Source organism: Shewanella sp. GJ50-10 (assembly GCF_055808815.1).
On record NZ_JBVVSS010000001.1, the window covers coordinates 2807499 to 2826759 of the forward strand.

15 protein-coding genes and 1 tRNA gene are annotated in these 19261 nt (G+C 40.7%); 5 read left to right on the top strand and 11 right to left on the bottom strand.

Going from position 1 to position 19261, the window contains the following annotated elements; genetic code table 11:
* Positions 1-13: 13 nt before the first annotated feature.
* Positions 14-1807 carry an autotransporter assembly complex protein TamA gene (locus AC0L4E_RS11755; RefSeq protein WP_473679330.1) on the top strand — a complete coding sequence of 598 codons (1794 nt, stop codon included), beginning with the start codon at positions 14-16 and terminating at the stop codon, positions 1805-1807.
* Positions 1807-5796, top strand: a complete 3990-nt coding sequence (locus AC0L4E_RS11760) for a translocation/assembly module TamB domain-containing protein (RefSeq protein ID WP_473679331.1) — start codon at positions 1807-1809, stop codon at positions 5794-5796. Before AC0L4E_RS11755 ends, AC0L4E_RS11760 begins: the two co-directional genes overlap by 1 nt.
* A 194-nt stretch (positions 5797-5990) precedes the next feature.
* Here AC0L4E_RS11760 and rplY read toward each other — a convergent pair whose 3' ends face one another.
* From rplY to AC0L4E_RS11775, 3 genes are all read right to left on the bottom strand, one after another.
* Complete coding sequence (rplY, locus tag AC0L4E_RS11765; RefSeq protein WP_248982847.1) at positions 5991-6278, bottom strand: 50S ribosomal protein L25; 288 nt, start codon at positions 6276-6278, stop codon at positions 5991-5993.
* Positions 6279-6601: 323 nt separating this feature from the next.
* Positions 6602-7150, bottom strand: coding sequence for a peptidoglycan L,D-endopeptidase MepK (gene mepK / locus AC0L4E_RS11770; protein WP_473679332.1), 549 nt, complete (start codon positions 7148-7150; stop codon positions 6602-6604).
* Between the two features lie 151 nt (positions 7151-7301).
* Positions 7302-8747 carry a L,D-transpeptidase family protein gene (locus tag AC0L4E_RS11775; RefSeq protein WP_473679333.1) on the bottom strand — a complete coding sequence of 482 codons (1446 nt, stop codon included), beginning with the start codon at positions 8745-8747 and terminating at the stop codon, positions 7302-7304.
* Positions 8748-8983: 236 nt separating this feature from the next.
* On the opposite strand from AC0L4E_RS11775, the gene AC0L4E_RS11780 reads away from it, so the two are divergent.
* Complete coding sequence (locus tag AC0L4E_RS11780; RefSeq protein ID WP_220755498.1) at positions 8984-9259, top strand: HU family DNA-binding protein; 276 nt, start codon at positions 8984-8986, stop codon at positions 9257-9259.
* Between the two features lie 343 nt (positions 9260-9602).
* Here AC0L4E_RS11780 and AC0L4E_RS11785 read toward each other — a convergent pair whose 3' ends face one another.
* The 4 genes from AC0L4E_RS11785 to AC0L4E_RS11800 all read right to left on the bottom strand — a co-directional run bounded on the left by AC0L4E_RS11785 (position 9603) and on the right by AC0L4E_RS11800 (position 11569).
* On the bottom strand, positions 9603-9815 hold the full coding sequence (locus AC0L4E_RS11785; protein WP_473679334.1) for a hypothetical protein: 213 nt from the start codon (positions 9813-9815) through the stop codon (positions 9603-9605).
* A 258-nt stretch (positions 9816-10073) separates the two neighbouring features.
* On the bottom strand, positions 10074-10325 hold the full coding sequence (locus AC0L4E_RS11790) for a hypothetical protein (protein WP_473679335.1): 252 nt from the start codon (positions 10323-10325) through the stop codon (positions 10074-10076).
* 205 nt (positions 10326-10530) lie between these two features.
* The gene (locus AC0L4E_RS11795) at positions 10531-10785 is read right to left on the bottom strand and encodes a hypothetical protein (RefSeq protein WP_473679336.1); all 255 of its coding nucleotides are present in this window, start codon (positions 10783-10785) and stop codon (positions 10531-10533) included.
* 535 nt (positions 10786-11320) lie between these two features.
* Positions 11321-11569, bottom strand: a complete 249-nt coding sequence (locus AC0L4E_RS11800) for a hypothetical protein (protein WP_473679337.1) — start codon at positions 11567-11569, stop codon at positions 11321-11323.
* A gap of 680 nt (positions 11570-12249) precedes the next feature.
* Here AC0L4E_RS11800 and AC0L4E_RS11805 point away from each other — a divergent pair.
* Entirely contained in the window at positions 12250-14184 is a 1935-nt protein-coding gene (locus AC0L4E_RS11805; RefSeq protein ID WP_473679338.1) for a B12-binding domain-containing radical SAM protein, read from the top strand.
* A 63-nt stretch (positions 14185-14247) separates the two neighbouring features.
* On the opposite strand, the gene AC0L4E_RS11810 is transcribed toward AC0L4E_RS11805, so the two are convergent.
* Positions 14248-15132 carry a LysR family transcriptional regulator gene (locus tag AC0L4E_RS11810; RefSeq protein WP_473679339.1) on the bottom strand — a complete coding sequence of 295 codons (885 nt, stop codon included), beginning with the start codon at positions 15130-15132 and terminating at the stop codon, positions 14248-14250.
* Between the two features lie 147 nt (positions 15133-15279).
* Between AC0L4E_RS11810 and AC0L4E_RS11815 the strand changes: the two genes are divergently transcribed.
* Positions 15280-15885 (top strand): short chain dehydrogenase, encoded by a 606-nt coding sequence (locus AC0L4E_RS11815; RefSeq protein ID WP_473679340.1) that lies wholly within the window; start codon positions 15280-15282, stop codon positions 15883-15885.
* 973 nt (positions 15886-16858) lie between these two features.
* Here the strand turns inward: AC0L4E_RS11815 and AC0L4E_RS11820 are convergent.
* From AC0L4E_RS11820 to AC0L4E_RS11830, 3 genes are all read right to left on the bottom strand, one after another.
* Positions 16859-16944, bottom strand: a tRNA-Leu gene (locus tag AC0L4E_RS11820).
* Positions 16945-17142: 198 nt separating this feature from the next.
* Positions 17143-17736, bottom strand: a complete 594-nt coding sequence (locus AC0L4E_RS11825) for a uracil-DNA glycosylase family protein (protein ID WP_473679341.1) — start codon at positions 17734-17736, stop codon at positions 17143-17145.
* A gap of 61 nt (positions 17737-17797) precedes the next feature.
* Positions 17798-19165, bottom strand: coding sequence for a leucine-rich repeat-containing protein kinase family protein (locus AC0L4E_RS11830; protein WP_473679342.1), 1368 nt, complete (start codon positions 19163-19165; stop codon positions 17798-17800).
* Between the last annotated feature and the right edge of the window lie 96 nt (positions 19166-19261).

Consider the following 19261-nt stretch of genomic DNA (forward strand, 5'->3'; position numbering starts at 1 on the left):
TGCCCTCGTTTCGATGGCATCGAATTTCGCTTGGGCAAAAGATGAATGGCTTAGCACTGAATTAACGGGCGCCTCAGAAAGACTCACAAAAAATATTCGTGCTCACCTTGGCGAAAGCCCAAACTCTGCGGTGCAACGCCGCGCATTCCTATTTACCGTTGAAGATAGCGTCACTGCAGCTTTAGAATCCATGGGACATTATCATGCCAAAGTAGACATCGATGTCACTGAATCTGATAAGGGACCATGGAAGCTTAATATCGATATCGATGAAGGCGCACCCACCATCATTCAATGGATTGATATCAAGTTCAGTGATGAAATGCTCAATGACGACAGCTTTAATCGCTGGCTAAATCAGTTGACAGTTAAACCAGGCGATACGTTAAACCATGGGATCTATTCTGACTTAAAGTCACAATTGGTGACTCTCGCACTAGCAAGAGGTTATTTTGATGCAACTTTTGCTCGTTCTGAAATAGAAATCAATCGAGATTTCAACACGGCAAAAATTCATATCGATTTCCAATCAGGAAAACGCTACCTCATTGGTGATGTGGTATTTTCTGGCCAAACTGTCAATGATGATTTATTAGAAAAGTTGATTCCTTTTGATCCAAATGCCAAGTACTCCACCAGTCGATTAAACCGCCTTAACAGAAACTTAATCGATACAGGCTATTTCAGTAGCATCAAAGTATTACCACTAATTGACAATATCTCAGATAGCAAAGTACCTATTAAAGTCGATTTAGCGCCGCGCCCTACCCACTCATTTGAAGTGGGTTTAGGTGCAGACATTGGCAATAATGTTGACAAAAACATTGAGCCTCGTATCCGTCTGACATGGCGTATGCCAGAAATTAACCGTTTCGGCCATACTCAAGAAACGACCATGGAGTGGTCACCTGATAGGCCTAAATTCTTAACTACATATACGATTCCTTTGACACATCCATTAGACGACCAATTGAAATTTAAAGTTGGTCTTCTACGCGACAAGTACGGTGTGACACAAGACTATAATGAAGAAAACAAGAGTTATGACTACACTGGAGAACTTGAATCTGAAAAACGCTTACTAGGCATTATTAGACAAATGCGCTTAGACAGTGGCTGGTTATTTGGTTACTCACTGGAGTTCAACCAAGAGTTTTATAATCAATCGGATACTGACTACGACCCGCAATACATTTTAGCCGGTTTCGGCATTGGTAAAACCACCCGTGGTGACAACACCCTTGACCCCAAATCGGGCTTTAGACAGGTTTATAGTGTTGAGTACGGCGACCCCAATTTAGGTTCAGAAATTCGACTCGCAAAATTAGAAGCCAAATTTAAGTGGATTGATACTTTCTTTGATCGTCACCGCTTTGTCGCTCGTCTGGATTTAGGTGCCAATATCGCCGACAGTGATCAAATAGACCAAATATCGCCTTCACTGCGCTACTTTGCCGGTGGCGATCAGTCTATACGCGGCTATAGTTATCAAGAGTTAGGCCCTTATATTGAATATGAGAATGCTGAAGGCGGCATATCGCGTCAGGTTGTTGGTGGCCGTTATCTTGTTGTGGGGAGTTTAGAGTATCAATATTACCTAACTGATACCTGGCGAGTAGCAAGCTTTGTTGATGCGGGTAATGCATTTGATACCGAACAATTTGAACCCGTGATTTCAGTTGGTGGCGGTATTCACTGGATTTCACCTATTGGACCAATCAAGCTTGATTTAGGTGTCGGCCTTAAAGAGACTGAAACCGTTGATCGCTCGTGGCGAATTCACATAACCATGGGGACTGAATTGTAATGACTGACCAATCCTCTCCTCAAGCATCCACGCAAGACCATAAGACTCATTCAGCTCATGGTCATATACCTGCGGCTAAGCCGCCAAAGTCTGTATTAAAACGCTGCTGGATTGCATTTAAGCTTTCAACTCGTATATTAATCTATATTCCATTACTGATACTGATCCTTGTTGCAGTATTAATTGGTACCCCCATTGGCGCACAAATAAGTGTCTTCTTTGCCAATCAATTTGTCCCCAACCTTGAGCTCAAGCTGCGTTCAGGGATCATTAATAAGCATTTAGAATTTGATTACGCCAGTTGGTCAATGAACGGCGTAGCGGTAGAAGTAGAAAACTTGTCCCTTTCATGGGTGCCAACATGTTTATTCAATAAGCAGATATGTGTCGATAGCCTACTTGCAAGCGATGTGAAAGTGCGTGTAGCCACCGATGAGTTTGATGACGATGCAGTTAATGAAAACCCTATAAATGACGATGCTACAAATAAAGAACTTATAGATGATTTAGTGCAAGTAAACCCTGAAAACGCTGAGCTAGATAACAAAAATGAAGAACCATCACCACTGATTTTACCTGTGATAATCGGCCTTAACGAACTGGACTTAAATAACGTCAAAGTCAGTGTCAACGATATGCGCTATAACGCTGAACGTCTGCAAGGCAAAGCTTTGTGGAATAGAAGTGGACTGCGCGTCAGTTATCTTCACAGTCAAGGTTTACTCGTCGATATCCCGCTTGGGGATGGTGAAGATGATAAAACGACTAGTGCAAATAACGATAAAGACAAAGATGTAAATAAACTAACTCCCGAAACGACTTCAGACATAGATGACTGGGCCATGGCTAACCTGCCCGCCGTCTATATGACCTTCCCTATCTATGTGGATGAATTAATCTCGACCGATAGTGTGATGCGATTAGGGTCACGTGAAGACAAATTTGCACATATTGCATTACAAGGCAGTTATGTCGAATACTTTATTGATGTGCAACAACTGTCAGTCACACACCAATATGGCGATGCCACACTCGTGGGCGACATTAGCTTAAACGATGACTACCCGATGACCATCGATGCTCAATTCAATCTCAATAATGTGGCTGAATTACCGAGTTTATCCAAGCAAAAAATATCAATACAGGCCGAAAATGGCTTTGATGATTTAGCGGTAAAAGTATCGGCAACGGGTGATATGACAATCGACTTTGAAGCCATAGCTGCACTCAGCAAGCCTGAAATGGATTACCAATTAGAAGTCGCTCAAGCAGATCTGAAATGGCCTTTTGATAAACCAGAATACTTAGCAAAAGTGGATAAGTTTACCAGTAAAGGTGATATAAACAGTCAATCTGCGATTTTTAGCGCGCAGCTACAAAGTCCGTTTCATCCAAAACTTGATGCCGACGCCAATGTCAGTTTTGAGCAAGACAAGCTAACCGTTTCGCACATAGATATAAAATCAGAAGCTGGTGACATTAAAGGTAATGGGTTACTCGATTTTGCTAATGGTGTTAATTGGCAAGCAGAGCTACAAACCGAAACGCTACAATTAGAAAAAATCAGTTATTTGTACGAACTAACTGAACTCGACAGTAATATCAGCGGCCAATTATCAACTAAAGGTAGTGTTGGCGATGAGACTTGGAATATACAAATCGCCGATGCCGATCTTAAAGGCACATTAAATGAGTTTCCACTCACTGTCAGTGGCAACATTGAGTTCAATGAGCAGCTTGCCGTCAATGCAGATAATTTACATGCTCGCGCACTAGGCGCTGAGCTCATTGTAAATGGCCAAGCCAGTAAATTCTGGGATGTTGACGCTGAACTTACCGTACCCGATCTCAGCCAGTGGTTACCAAGTTCAACAGGTGGTATATATGCAAAAATCGATGTAACGGGAAATGAGCAACAACCCATTGTAGACATTTCCGCTAAGGTCACCGACTTTGAATACGCCGATATGGAAGTTGAGCTGCTTAACTTAACAGCCAATTATTTACCACTGAGTAATCATCAATTTAAGCTTGATGTCAGCAATGACAAACTTAACTGGAAAAATATCGATTTATCAGAAATTTTAGTTAATGCATCAGGTAATTTAAACCAACAACACCTTGAGTTTAATACCGCTGGCGAACTTGCTATTCATACTATTATTGACAATAAATTCGACGATAAAACTCAAATCTTCGATGCCAAAATTAACGCATTATCAGTCACTAATTTCCTAGGAACTTGGACTACAGATCGAGTTGTAGACATCATTTGGGATCAGAAAAAGACTCAGGGTAGCGTCAAGCCGTTTTGTATTACTCACCCCAACAACCAAGTGTGTATCGAAACACCTGCAAGCTTCGGCCAATCAGGTGATATCAGCCTTGTAGCACAAGGGACACCAGGACTTTTATTAAAGCCAATGTTACCCACTCGACTATCTTGGGCTGGCGATACTGATATTACCGCGTCAGCAAGCTGGTCAGAAACTGAAAACCTTCAAGCCAATGCTGAAGTCAACATGGCAGAAGGAGAGATTGAGTTAAAACGAACCAGTAATGATTTTATTAAACTCGATTACGATATCGTTAAGTTGAACATCTTATTAGATGAAACAAAGCTTGCCACTAATCTCATTGTAGAAGCTGAACAAATTGCCAATATACACAGCCAAATCAGTGTCAGCACCGATCCAAGCCGCGAACTATCCGGCAATGTCAGCATAGACACCTTAAACCTTAATCACTTCCAAGGCTTTTTCCCAAAACTTGAAACCCTTCAAGGTGACTTTACTGCAGATTTAGATCTTGTAGGCAACCTTAATAACCCAATGGCTCAAGGCAACATTGCATTATCTAAGGCTGCTATCGCCACTACCAGTAACCCAACTTTAGTCGATAAAATTAACCTCTCTATGGCGCTTAAAGGTCAAAAAGGGTTAATAGATGGCAACTTATCCATGGGCGAAGGATTAGCGCAAATTAATGGCACCCTATCTTGGCCACAAGGCAACTTCAGTGGTGATATTGATATCAAAGGTGACAAACTCGCGTTAATCCAACCACCGATTGCAATTTTACATGCCTCTCCTGATATCAATCTTACTTTTAATAAAGATCAACTGGCAGTTAAAGGAAATGTCGATATACCTGCCGGTGAAATTACCGTTGTACAGCTTGCAGAAGGTGGCGTAGCCGTCTCATCTGATGTGGTATTTAATGACTCTATTTCTGAGCAAGAGCAACGTGTGAGCCCTTATGCCATTGTGTCAGATTTGAGCATTAATGTTGGCCCAGAAGTCAGTGTTGACGGGATGGGACTCAGCGGTAAGCTCAACGGAACACTGCTACTGCAGCAACAAGCATTTAAGCCACCGTTATTATTTGGCGATATCAGAGTTAGCCGAGGTACCTACAAATTCATGGGGCAAACGCTCACCATTAGTACTGGTGAAGTGCAGTTCTCTGGACCAACCGAGGTTCCTAATTTAAATATCGAAGCCGTTAGAGAAATCAAAGAAGAAGATATCACCGCTGGTGTCAGAGTCACAGGTACCGCTATGCGCCCTATCGTGACGTTATTTTCAACCCCTGCAAAAGAGCAAGCAGAAATCTTGTCATATATCGTCACTGGTGCTGGTTTTAGTAATGGCAGCAATGAACAAAACAGTGCCTTAATGATGGGCGCAGCCTTAACCTTAGGCTCACAATTTGGTGGCGGAGCCATGAATAACATTGGTTCGACAGCAACAGGGTTAATCGAAAAGTTTGGCTTTTCTAATGTACAACTGGATGCCAACGATGAAGGCCGTGTCGCGATTAGTGGTTACATTGGTGAAGACTTAATGGTCAAGTACGGGATAGGGGTATTTAACCCAGGCTATGAAATGACGGTTCGCTACTACATTTTATCGCAGCTGTATCTAGAAACCGTATCAGGGACACTAAATCAATCATTAGATATCTATTACAGCTTTAATGTTGACTAGCTTTTAGCGGTAAATAATCCTGCCTATGTTTATTCTATCTCTATAGCTATGAGTTAAACAAACTCTGAAAATGACTAAGAAGATTTATTAATGTCATTGTCTAACTACGTTATAGCAAACTGGCAATAAAACATTGACCAGACTTCAGACATAAAAAAAGCGCCGAAAGGCGCTTTTTTCATTCAAATTAACGATTAAGCAAATTTGAAGTCAATATGTTCAACTAACGTCTTGTAAGCGTGACGTTGGATAGCTTGAACACGTACTTTAACTTCTTTACCATCGATAACTAGAGTTAAATCAGTAGTGTAGAAATCGTCATTCAATTGAATGTTTACGATATCTTTTTGAGCGAACTTAACAGAAATTGGCTCTTTACCTGGACCGTAGATTACAGCAGGAACTAAATTCGCATGACGTAGGCGGCGGCTCGAACCTTTCCCGATTTCAGTACGGATTTCAGCTTGAATAGTGTAAGACATGTGTTTCTCACTTAATAAAAAAATAAATTGATGTTGTTATTTTCGACCAATAACAACTCGTGCTTGTTTATTAATAATAAAATTCTATAAAAAGCATATTAAAACAATTCAATCGAACTCGTTTAAACAAAGCGCGCGGATTTTAACACAGCTTATGCACCTCAACAAGCAATTAGCAGCTATTTCATACCAATCACTCAGTTAACGGCTCACCAAGTTTTGCTACCTCAGCAATGTTATCCTCGATAGATTAACAAAGCTGAAGATAATGCATGCTGAGTTCGGGTTTTAGCACCATGAAGGTAAATGACAAAAATGAAACTTTACCAACTTCTTACTGGGCCGCAGTCCACATGAATAAAACCAGAACGGGGATAATAGCCAACACCGCCTAATTCTAATGAACGCGCGGCATCGCGCAAAGTTTTAAGTTCGACACCAGGAATAGCGAGGTCCATCGCCATACCTTTCATATGATAACTTTTCTTGGCAACACCATTACTTTTCGCGGCCAACATATTGTTGGTATGCGGCGAACGGTAACCTGAAATAACGTGTACTTCGTCGTTGTTACCTATCGCTTGTTGCAAATTATACACAAACTCATATAAGCGTTTGTCCATAGGTGCAGCTTGATTCTGACGATGATCTCGTAGCACTTCACTGAATAACGATAATGTATCTTGGTTGTACTCACCTTCTGCCCAGAACTGTCCTTGTTCGCGCTCGCCAGTGTGACGATTATAAAAACTTAACTCTCTAACACCTTGAGTTGAACGACTTGCTTGAACCGGTGTTGAAAACACTGAAGCGACAGCAACACCACTTAAACCTAACAATACTTGCCTACGGGCAGGACAAACTAAAGACATTAACTCACCACTTTCTAATTATAAAAACCTGTGTGTTTTTTACACAACTGAAAGGGAAGTTAAACGGAAAGGAAGGCAATAGCAAGCGATCAAGCCGACAAAACCAGCTTAATTTTTGTACATGTTAGTAAGTTATAATCAGGTCAATCACTTATCGAGCAACGCTCTGTAACGAATTAGATGAATTGTTCGCCACAATTGTTTGGCTCATGTTATTTAAATGATAAATATCGTTACGATATTGAGCTAGATTAGTATCATCGACCCACGCATTCCAATAGACAAAATGAATCGGTACCGTTTTTGATAATGAAAACCATTGAGTGTTTTCACCTTCTATTTGCATCCGCTGCCAAGTTCGCTTATCAATCACAACATTAGTTGCAAACCATTCTGCTAATTCTTGGATTTTTTCAATACGCACACAACCCGATGAAAGCGCTCTATCATCCTCAGTAAATAGACCTTTATCAGGGGTATCATGTAAATAGATGTTTAAGTCGTTTTTAAAGTGAAACTTATAACGCCCTAATGCGTTAATCTCGCCAGGCCGCTGAACTAAACGATATGGGAACGGCCCTGCGTTGACAATATCTTGCCACTCTTGCGGGGTTTTACTGACTTTTGTGCCGGTAACATCAAACACATCAAACTGCCTATCACTGATGTAACTGCCGTTTTCGGCCACTTTCGGCAATATGTCACGGCGCATCAATTTTTTAGGTACAGTCCAAGTAGGATTAATCACAATGTTAGATATTTGGCCTTTCATCACAGGGGTTCGTCTATATGAGCGCCCAACAATCACTCTAGAGGTCAGTGCCACTTGATTATCACTAACTAATACCATTTCAAACGCGGGAATATTCACTAATAAATATTGCTCACCTAAATCGGCTTTATAACTGGTCTTTTGTACAAAGTTATCCGCCAGTAATGCAGCACGCTCTTTTGGGGTTTGGTTTAACCAATATAAGGTTTTAGGGCCAATAACAGCGTCAGCCTTTAAACCGTGACGGGCTTGAAAACGCGCGACAGCAACAGTAATAGTTTCATCAAAAACGTATTGAGTTTCAGAGCGAGAAGACAAATCACCCAACAGCCATAATCGTTGCGAAATGGCACTGATGGTTTTATGGCTATCACCGGGGCGTAATAACCCACCAGGTTGAATACTTGTCCACTCGTGCCGTTCGTTAAGCCACATAAGCCTTCTGATGTGGTTTAACACACTTAAGTAATCTTCCACATTGGGCTCAAGGGCAAAAGTTTTGTGTTTTGAAGATGCGCTATTATCTAGACTGTCATATGGCAGTGCCACTTGGCGTTGATGCCAAAAGTCAGCAATATCAACTTGGATCGTATCAATATACTCAAGTTTTTCAGCTTCACTCGCACCTTGTAAAATGGATAAATAATCTTGCCATTTAACAGACGGCTCCACCAACGAAATCAATAAGACATGTTGAGCCAGTGTTTTATAGGTAGCATGGTTTTGTGAAGCGGCTTTAATCGGCGAGCTCAATAGAATTGACAACAAGAAAGTAAAAGCGAAACCAGTACGTAAACTAATACGCAAACAACACAATGCTTTCATCCACACCCTCCTACTTCGAATTCCTTTACTCAGTATGGCAAAAAAATATCAACCTTGTGTTACAGACAGTGATATCTGCTAACAAGTTACTACGAAAGACGGATGAATTTAGACCAACTAACCCAACAAGCCCCCAGTAAGCGGTTAATTGGCTTTAAGAAACTAGGAATGCTTTGACAGAACTGCTATAAACGTTGCCCGCAAAAAAATTTTAAACTATTTATCGCAGTAATTTTATGAATAAGAAGCAACTCGTACAAACCATGGCATCTGACATTGGCATTACACAATCTCAAGCCAAGCCTCAATTAGAACAGATCCTCATTCAGCTTCATAAAGCCTTAACCGAAGGCGAGAAAGTGTATTTACCCCAATTTGGTACCTTCGAGCTTCGTTACCATTTAGCTAAAAATGGTCGTAATCCTCACACAGGTGAAAGCATCGAAATCCCAGGATTCAATCAACCGAGCTTTAAACCTGCCCCAGCATTTAAAAAGCATATCAACGTTTAAGTAACCTTTCGTTGGTTTAAAAGCTAAAATGACAAAGCCTCTGCTCGAACGACTTCGGCAGAGGCTTTTTAATTAATGAGGCAAAGTTTAAATACACTAAAACTAACTTAGGCAAATTTATATTTTTCCGAATTCGCCGTTCATAAATGATGAGAATACGAGAAATATCTCTTTCGAAATAAACTAATTAAACACATATGGGCAGCCACCATATTCATTGAAAGTATCATCCCAGCGTTGAACATCATTAGCTCGCCGCCACCTTGAATGGAAGAACTGCATTAAACAATTGCCTTCATCTAATTGAACCAAAAATGTATCGAACTCTTCTACATCATTGTAATTAGGGTATGACCTCAGACTGGCCCCAATATTTAGCTTGATTAGACTTAGCAAAGTCACTCCAAAATAGCTCTATGCTAACCCATTCATTATTTATATCACTCCAGACTAGCGCCTTTCCATCAGCGCTCTGCTCAACAAAACCATTTTCATGTTCAGCTGCTTGAACAGGCACAATCAATAAGCATAGCAATAAGAACACTGCAGTTTTCATCGTAACTCCTAACAACCTAATGTCTTTTATGATGTAGATAATTGTAGGGCAATTGGTAAACCCACCAGCCTATAAACCCATTTGTTATTATTACCGTACAATAAAATAATTAAATCACGTTTTTGAAAATTCGTCGGCTGTATTACTTAATATAGACCAATCATTGATAAAGTTAACCCTAATACAAATCAGCTAAGCGCTTTATCACCACAACATACAAATTTAACATTCACACCTCAATTGGCTTATATGCTTTGATTAACTCATACGCTTAACTTCAGATGAAATTTTAACTTTGACAGGCATGTTATTAGGATTAGTTTCAGAAGCTTCGTATTGCTGTTTTGGCATTTTATTTAACAGTTTTTGCTTCGTCCAGCCATCTGAATTGGAGTCAATTAACTCTTTATTTACCTCAGTTCCATTAGAATCAATAGTAATAAAATAAGATGCTTTCCCTGTACCTACGGGTAACCAGTCATGCCGGCCAGATGACTTTAGAGCAATCATGCTTCCAATATTGAACTAACTCAGAAGAATCAATTTCGACTATTTTTCCAATAAAATTAGGTTCGACAAGGTGGCTCATCCAATAAGAGCAAATGTAACTGTACAGAATTGTAAAAGATAACACTTGATAAAGGACTGACAGCGCGAAAACTCAAGCTTAGCCTAGTTGAAAAGCTAAACGTTGGCTGTGTGACTTCATTTTCGGTTAGACGATTTGCAGTCCAGCGCTGTTTAGTTTGGCAGTTAACTCGTCCATGGAGCAATTATATTCCCAATACATAACTCGTGTATGTGCTGAAGTAACTAATACATATTCTTCACTTATTGATTGAATTCTATCAATTGATATCAGTTTTTTTATAAACACATCATCTGAAACTTTTTCTATGATTTCTTTATTATTCTCATCGAATCCATGTACAACAAATGCAGTTTTCACCTCTAATTCAATAAACTTCATTCTCTGTTTGCATCCTTTCAATATAATAGTAAAGCGCCCAAGTCAGGGCGAGTGATAGTTTGTTAAAATTTGCTGCGTAGCGGAACCGAGTCAACAATTAGCAGTCCTGTGCATAATACGCTCGTTATGTTCGCTTACCCAAAAATTATACAGCATGACTAACTATAATAATTTGATCTGTTGTAGTAAGTGCAGCATCGAGATCTTCCTCGAGATACTTGGCAGCCTCAGCGCTAAATCGTTTTACAGCGTCAGAGCCTCCAGTTTTATACATTTTGGCAAACTAGTACACATACTAGATGCTCTGTTGTTGCTATTTAAACAACTGGTTGCTTCATTAGATAGTATTTCAATACTTGCCATCAAATTATTCGAATCTGTATTATTTTCCTGAATACTTGCACATGAAAAAATGAGCAAGGTTGCTATTAACGCTATAAGGTATTTAAAATATTTGATCAATTTTCACTCCATGAAAATAACACCACATTTAAGTGTGAACATCGTTTTCACCAATCTTAATCTAAAAACAAAATTAAGGCTCTATAGAAAATGCATTTAATACCATGCCTGTTGCTCCTAGAATTATAGGTGGATTAAGTACAAGTAAGAATTCATATTGCTTTGACTCATCAAATGTTATTGCTAATACCTTCAGATTGAGGTTTTCAACAATGTAGGTAGCCTTTACAGCAAGCAATAAATGATGCACGGAAAAGGGAGCCCCTGAAAGCTCGTCCATGTCATGGACTGTCACTGCCACATTTATACCAAAAATTTTCATCTCTTCGACTTGACTATCTTTGTAACTGAAAACAAGACAAAAACTGCCAGACTCAATTTGAATTGAGGGCGTTGAAGAAAATAGCGTGAGCCTGACAGGACGTCAGGCTAGCTTTCGTGGGGCCATGGAAGGCCCACCGGAAGCGTTAGCATTTTCGAATAACTCTGAAGCAGTCGACAAACGAAGTCAGAAGTTGGATACACCCCCATCGAAAATATGCGTTTTTCAGCATTTTTCGTTTGGGGCGGCAGGGTGATCCAAGAGGGTATTGCTGTTGATACCCTTTTGGCCTGTGCAGGATGGAATCCTGCGATGTTTCTTTTAATGTAGGAAAATAGACACGACTTTGATTTTTAATTAGTAAACAAACTTTGGAGCATTGATGATTTACGGCTAAAAATACAGACTGGAAAGTTTATAATACCCAAGCCTATAAACAGGTATAAAATCAGTAAGCGCTATTCCAATGTCTATATGACAAATGCAGGTGATAAATGCCAGTTATAAAGACGGACTCCAGAAGTCGCCTCATCTAATAAAGCTGAAAAGCTAATTAACGGGTTTTTATCCACTGCTTTTGTTAGAATCCTTTTTTATTTTTAACAGCTGTATTTTTCAGTTGTGATATTGCCACTTTGTTTTGCTGCAAGTGCTCAAGTTTTCCTATTTAAAGGCAGGTTATGACCGTTCTTCTAATGACTCCACCGATGACTCAGTTAAATACGCCCTATCCGGCTACTGCGTATTTAACCGGATTTTTACGCTCTAGAGGCTATGAGGCGGTGCAACGGGATCCTGCAATTGAGTTGTTTTTAGAAATGATGACAGCGCCAGCACTTGAGATTATTCGTCAGCATGTAGAAGAAAACTACCAACACTTTGAAGATGACGAGCTACCTGATGTCATTTTTAATTTCCTCGCCGAATTTGACCGTTACCACTTAACCGTCGAAACTGCGATACGGTTCTTACAAGGCAAAGACCCAAGCCTTGCGATGCGGATTAACTCGCGCCGCTTTTTACCTGAAGGCCCCGCATTTGATGCCATTGCACAAATGGAAGCGGTATCAGGCGATGTGTTGCAAGCCGCCTTTGGTAACCTTGGCGTACAAGATAAAGCCAAATACTTAGCCACGCTATTTATCAATGATTTATCGAGCGTTATTACCCAAGGAGTTGACCCTTACTTTGAAGTGAGTCGTTACGGTGAACAACTTGCCGCAGCTAACCCAAGTTTTGATAACCTCTACGATACCTTGATGGGCGAACCAAGTTTCAGTTCTGAAATCTTGGAGCAATTAGTCGAGCATTACCTTGAAGAAACACAGCCGAGTGTGGTTGCACTAACAGTGCCTTTTCCGGGCAATATGCTTGGCGCTTTGCGTATTGCGCAAACCTGTAAAAGTATTAACCCAGACATCCCTATCGTAATCGGTGGCGGTTTTATTAATACGGAGCTGCGTGCGCTGAAAGATCCCCGCGTATTTGAGTTTATTGATTTTATCTGTCTGGATGACGGCGAGCGCCCATTAATTACCCTGCTTGAATACTTCCAAGGTGAACGTGAGATAGATGATTTAGTCCGTACTTACTTCCTTGCAGAGGATGAAAATTGCCAGCCTTATGTTCACTTTAATGAAAATACCGAGCTTCACGATATTCCACAAACTGATGTGGGCGCACCAATATACGATGGGCTGCCGTTAGGCGATTACCTGTCGTTATGCGAAATGCTTAACCCAATGCACCGCATTTGGAGTGATGGCCGCTGGAACAAGCTCACCATTGCCCATGGTTGTTATTGGCGTAAATGTAGCTTTTGCGATGTCAGCCTAGATTATATTGACCGATACGATGCTGCTGGCGCCGATGTGCTAGTCGATCGAATCGAACAGATCATAGAAGAAACCGGTGAAACAGGTTTTCATTTTGTCGATGAAGCCTTGCCGCCAAAAGTGTTATTTTCATTAGCTAAACGATTAATTGAACGTAATGTCGTGATTAGTTGGTGGGGTAACATCCGTTTTGAAAGAACCTTTAGCCAAGCACGTTGCCAATTACTCGCAGATTCAGGCTGTATCGCTGTCAGCGGTGGTCTTGAAGTCGCATCCGACCGTTTGTTGAAACTAATGAAAAAAGGCGTCAGCGTTGAGCGTGTAGCTCACGTGACTAAAGCATTTAGTGACGCTGGTATTTTGGTTCATGCTTACTTGATGTATGGCTTCCCAACTCAAACTGAGCAAGAAACCATTGATTCGCTCGAAATGGTACGCCAGATGATGGAGCAAGGTTGTTTCCAGTCTGCTTACTGGCATCGTTTTGTGGCCACAGTTCACAGCCCGATTGGCATGAACCCAGAACAATTTGGCATTACCCTTGCTGAGCGCCCTGATATTACGTTTGCTGAAAACGATGTCGATTTTACTGACCCAACCGGTACTGATCATCCCATGCTTGGTGAGGGATTGCGTAAAGCGATATACAACTACATGCATGGCATTGGTTTCGACCAACCAATGAGTTTTTGGTTTGATCAAAAAGTCACCCCAACTCAAATGAAAAAAGACTTGATACTCACAGCAATTAACAACTTTATTGCCAGTAACGAAGAGTAATTAACGTATCAAAATAAAAAACAGAGCAAATATTTGCTCTGTTTTTTCGCTTTCACGTAAACGTTAGAAGCAATCAAGTAAACTCACAACCCACTTTTGCAACGGATCCTCATTGTATCTCGGGTGCCACGCTGCAATCACATCAAAACTATCTGGCGACTCTTCAAGCTCTATAGTGACAACATCTAACCCTTTGATAGCTCTAGACGGTAAAAACGCGATTGAGTCTGTGGTTTCAAGATACATAGGCACAATGGAAAAGCACGGAGCAGACACCACAACATTGCGTTTTAAGCCAAAGGTTGAGAACCATTCATCGATTGACCCTTTAAAGTTAGGCCTTGATGGAGATGCGATAATGGTTGGAAACTGGGCTACTTCAGCTAATGATGGTGTTAATTGAGCAATCGATGAATGAGTTGATGTCACACAAACATGATGCTCTTCGAATAGCTTAACGATCTTATAACTCTCAGGAATATAGTCAGGAAATGCCACCGCTAAGTTAACTTTGCCGCTTTCCATTAACTCGTGCAGTTTATCTAATTCGAAGTCGCGAATAATCAACTTTAAATTTGGTGCTTGTTGTCTTATTTTGGCAATCAGGCTAGGTAAGATAATTTGTTGAGCATAATCAGTGGCAGCAATAACGAACGTGCCTTTGGCTTTCTCTGGTGAAAAATCTTTAGCTGACAACAACGAGTTAAAATCTATAAGCAGTCTATCGACACCTATAGCCAGCTCCTCCGCAAATGGGGTTGGTACAAAGCCATTGGTCTTCCTCACAAATAATCTGTCATCAAACACGTCTCGTAACTTTTTCAAATGCTCGCTAACTGCTTGCTGAGTTAACCCAAGCTGATTCGCAGCTTTAGAGGCGTTCTCTTCACGAATTAATGCCTGAAACACCCTGAGCTGCTTCATATCTAAACGATCTAATTTACTCACGCTAACCACTTTCTGAGTTTGATGTTGGTAGCAGTTTAACACTACACAAGAAAAACTTGTAACACCTACAAATACTATTTGTTTCCGCTTGTTTTGATTCCACCCTAAGATACATCCATCGAAACAAACACAGGTTAAGGAGCAAATATGAAAACAGTTATTTTAATTGGCGCACTAGGTAAAATGGGGCAGGCAGCACTAACAGGGCTTGGCAATCACAAGGTTATTACCGCTGGGCGTTCTGGCAATGTCGATCATATTGTCGATATCACTGATGAGAAATCGATTGAATCACTTTTTGAAAAAGTGGGCCACTTTGATGCTGTAGTAAACACAGTCGGCTTTTGTGAATATGAAACTTTTGAATCAATGACTGAATCACAATGGTTAACCACCATAATGAGCAAAATGATGGGTCAAATTAACTTAGTCCGAATCGGGCAAAAATATATTGCTGATGGTGGCTCATTCACACTTATCAGTGGCATATTAAACATGAAGCCTATTCCTTTTGCGATTGCAGATGCGACCACCAGCGGCGCCATAGACACCTTCGTAAAATGTGTAGCCCATGAGATGCCAAGAAATACCCGTATTAATGTGGTAAATCCAACCGTGTTAACTGAAGCATGGGAAGTTTACGGTGAAATGATGCCAGGATTTGAACCTGTACCAGGAAGATTAGTCGGTAAAGCTTTTGAGCGCTCAGTAGATGGGTTTATTAACGGCGAAGTGATAGTGGTTGATGCCTAAAGTTCTTACTTGAACTAACTGTCTACTTAAACACGATCGGGGATTCGAAACTGATGTTATCTAGGTATGAACTTTCGCTTGTGATTATGTCATTCATGTCGATGTCGTTGAATCCAACTTTAAGACCGAATAACATTTTTAAACAGATTTTAATTGCTCGACTTCCTTTTCAAATGCGATTTATTACAAACAACTCTACTTTTAATTTAACACATATTTGTTGTTGTAAATCAAATAAAACTTAAATCGGAAATTATTGAAGTGTAGAACGGATGTGGCTTTGAGTATGATTTGCAGTTGATAATTTGTAAGTGAAGCTTGGGCGACCGAAGTCGCCCGCCCCTTGAAATCACTACATAACGTACAACAAAAATGCCGAAGCCTTAATGATTGCCGCGATGTTTATCGTAAGTTCAAATTTCTGAGTTTTTAAAGTGAACATAATAGTTCCCTAAATAGACCCAAGCCGACTCAGGCATAGTTAAATTCCTGATTATTTTTCGTCACTGGCCGTGACGCCTCAAAATGGTTTGCAGCCATAAATTGGATTGTAGTAGTGGTACTAACACTACCAGCAGAATGTAGTACCTATAGAAGTAGAATATAGAGTTCGACCCAGTCGAGTATTCCAAACCACCCTACAGCATCCCTACAAAAAGTGACGGTATCCTCCTAGAGGGCATCACAATTCGATTTTTATATAGTGCAATCTAAAGACATTATTTTCAAGTCTGAAGCACCTAAAAACGTTTAATAACTTCAACTTACTTAAATTTCAGACATAAAAAAGCCCCGACTAATGTCGAGGCTGTTTTATAATGGTACCCGAGGCCAGACTTGAAGTGGCACGCCTTACTTTAAAACGACGAGGGATTTTGCTTTTACTCTATGCATCATTTCTATAAATTTTAGACACAAAAAAGCCCCAACTTTCGTTGAGGCTTTTTCGCACCATACTTACGTATGTAAATGATGGTACCCGAGGCCAGACTTGAACTGGCACGCCTATTAAGCGAGGGATTTTAAATCCCTTGTGTCTACCGATTCCACCACTCGGGCAAACTCTGGTAACTCGTCGTAACGCGTTACAAAATTTGATATTCAACGAAGCAATCGGTTGCCGCCGCTGATGTGGTGCATACTTTACTGATTTTTCAGATTGAATCAATAAAAAAATGAAACTTATTGTTCGAATGCCCATTTTACAAGCAAATAGCACGAAAACACGGCATTAAAGCACCATTTAACGCCAAGCCTTTAAAACTCATCCTTTAATGCGGCTTTAACTCGACATTTAAGCTCAGGAAGTAATTGCTCCGCAAACCATGGATTTTTCGCTAACCAAATATTATTTCTTGGGCTGGGGTGTGGCAAAGGCATTATTGAGCGAGGATAGTCTGCCCAATTCTTAACGGTTTCAGTTAAAGACTGTTTGGCAGTGTCTAAATGATAATCTTGAGCATACTTGCCAATAACAATGGTGAGCTGTATTTGTTTAAGCTCGGCAAGCAATAACGTTCGCCACTTTTTGGCGCATTGCTTTAGTGGAGGTAAGTCACCACTTTTGCCCTTTCCCGGATAACAAAAGCCCATTGGCAGAATGGCCACTTGCTTAGGGTCGTAAAACACGGCCTTATCAATCCCTAACCACTCTCTTAAACGTTCGCCACTGGCATCGTCAAAGGGGACACCAGACTGATGTACCGCAAGACCAGGCGCTTGTCCTGCTATTAGTATTTTGGCAGTAGAATGAAGCTGCACAACAGGGTTAACCCCGTGCGCTAATTCAGGCTTACACAACTCACATTGCTTTACCTGTGCAATCAGAAGATTTAATTCCGTTTGGCTCATTCTACTAACTTACCTTTTTGTTTATCCCATACCATTATTTAGCAGCTGTAAATATTAATCACTAACTTAACAGGCTTAGCTGCTGACAAATTTCATCAAAACTCGGTCGTAAATCAGATTGATGCTGTAAACATTGCTGAGATAGTTCTGACAGCACGGTGAATTCAGCCGTATTGGTTTTATTACCTAATGCAATTTGTTGCTGCAATAAGTCATCCAGCATATTGCCAAACGCTCTAACTTCAATCCATTGCATCAATTTAGCCTGTTGCGGCTTTAGTTTACTTAAGTCAGTCGCTGCGCCAAAGTCGCCAAACAGCATATTCGCTTGCTCATCAATCATCGTATTGTGGGCGTATATATCACCATGACTGACTTTATGTTGATGAAGGTGCGACAAAGCCCCTGCCATGCTCAGCATCACTTTAACAATATGCGTTATGGAAATATCCATATCATCTGCAAAGGTATCTCTGGTGCAAGTGACAAGTGAAGGTGGCAAACCTAGATTATAAAATCGCGGAGGAATAAGCTCCATGACCAAACCTAAATGATCAGGCTCTGAAATCTGCGCCAGCACTTTAATTAAGTTCGGATGATGGCCTGCACTTAAACAGCAATGTAACTCATCTTTAGGGTAACCATCAGAAGTCACCGCGCCCCTGAACATCTTCAGTGCAACAATATCGCTGATATCCGCTTGTAACTCAGCCTTATTCCAGCGGGCTTGGTAAATCACCCCAGAGGCGCCTTGTCCTAGTTGGTCTCCGAGTTCGAACTCGGCCATGCTCGCCTGACAAAACGCGTCATGATTAACGTGATTATCAGTCACTGGATTACCACTAAATGCCAGCCAAGCCAGTTTAGGTAGCGACAACAACCAATCAGGCACATGGGTTAATTCATTGGCTGAAATGCGCAGTAACTCAAGCTCAGTGCAATTCGCCATGCTATCTGGCAGTGCAGTGATTTTATTACCCGCTAGCGCGCATTTCTTTAATCGATGTAAATCACCGATTGACTCAGGTAATTGGGTAATTTGGTTGTCGGTTAAAATTAACCAGCGGGTATCAACCGGCAAACTGTTTTCTGCAACTGTGGTGATTTGATTGGCTTTAAAGCCAATCATTTCAAGCTTAGGACACTTGGCAATCACTGCTGGAAGTTCAGTAAAACAGTTAAATGACAGAAATAAAATCTTCAACTCAGTTAATTGTGCAAACTCATGAGGCAAACTGCTTAACTGATTATTGGATAGATCAAGCACCTCTAAGGTGTCAGCAAACGCTAAAACTTCATGTGGGAATTCAGCTAATTGCTCAGCAATTTGGATACGTTGTAATTTCTGACCGTTTAATTCGCCCGATTTTAATTGCGCCAAAGTGTGCAAATGACCTTCCTGAATATCTATTCGATTAAAATTGCGCACATCATAAGGGATCGCCACCAACAAGTTAAGGCTGTAAAGCCAGAGTTAAGTTGAATCCATCAATCCATTGTCATTTCAGCTCAAACTAGCGCAAAA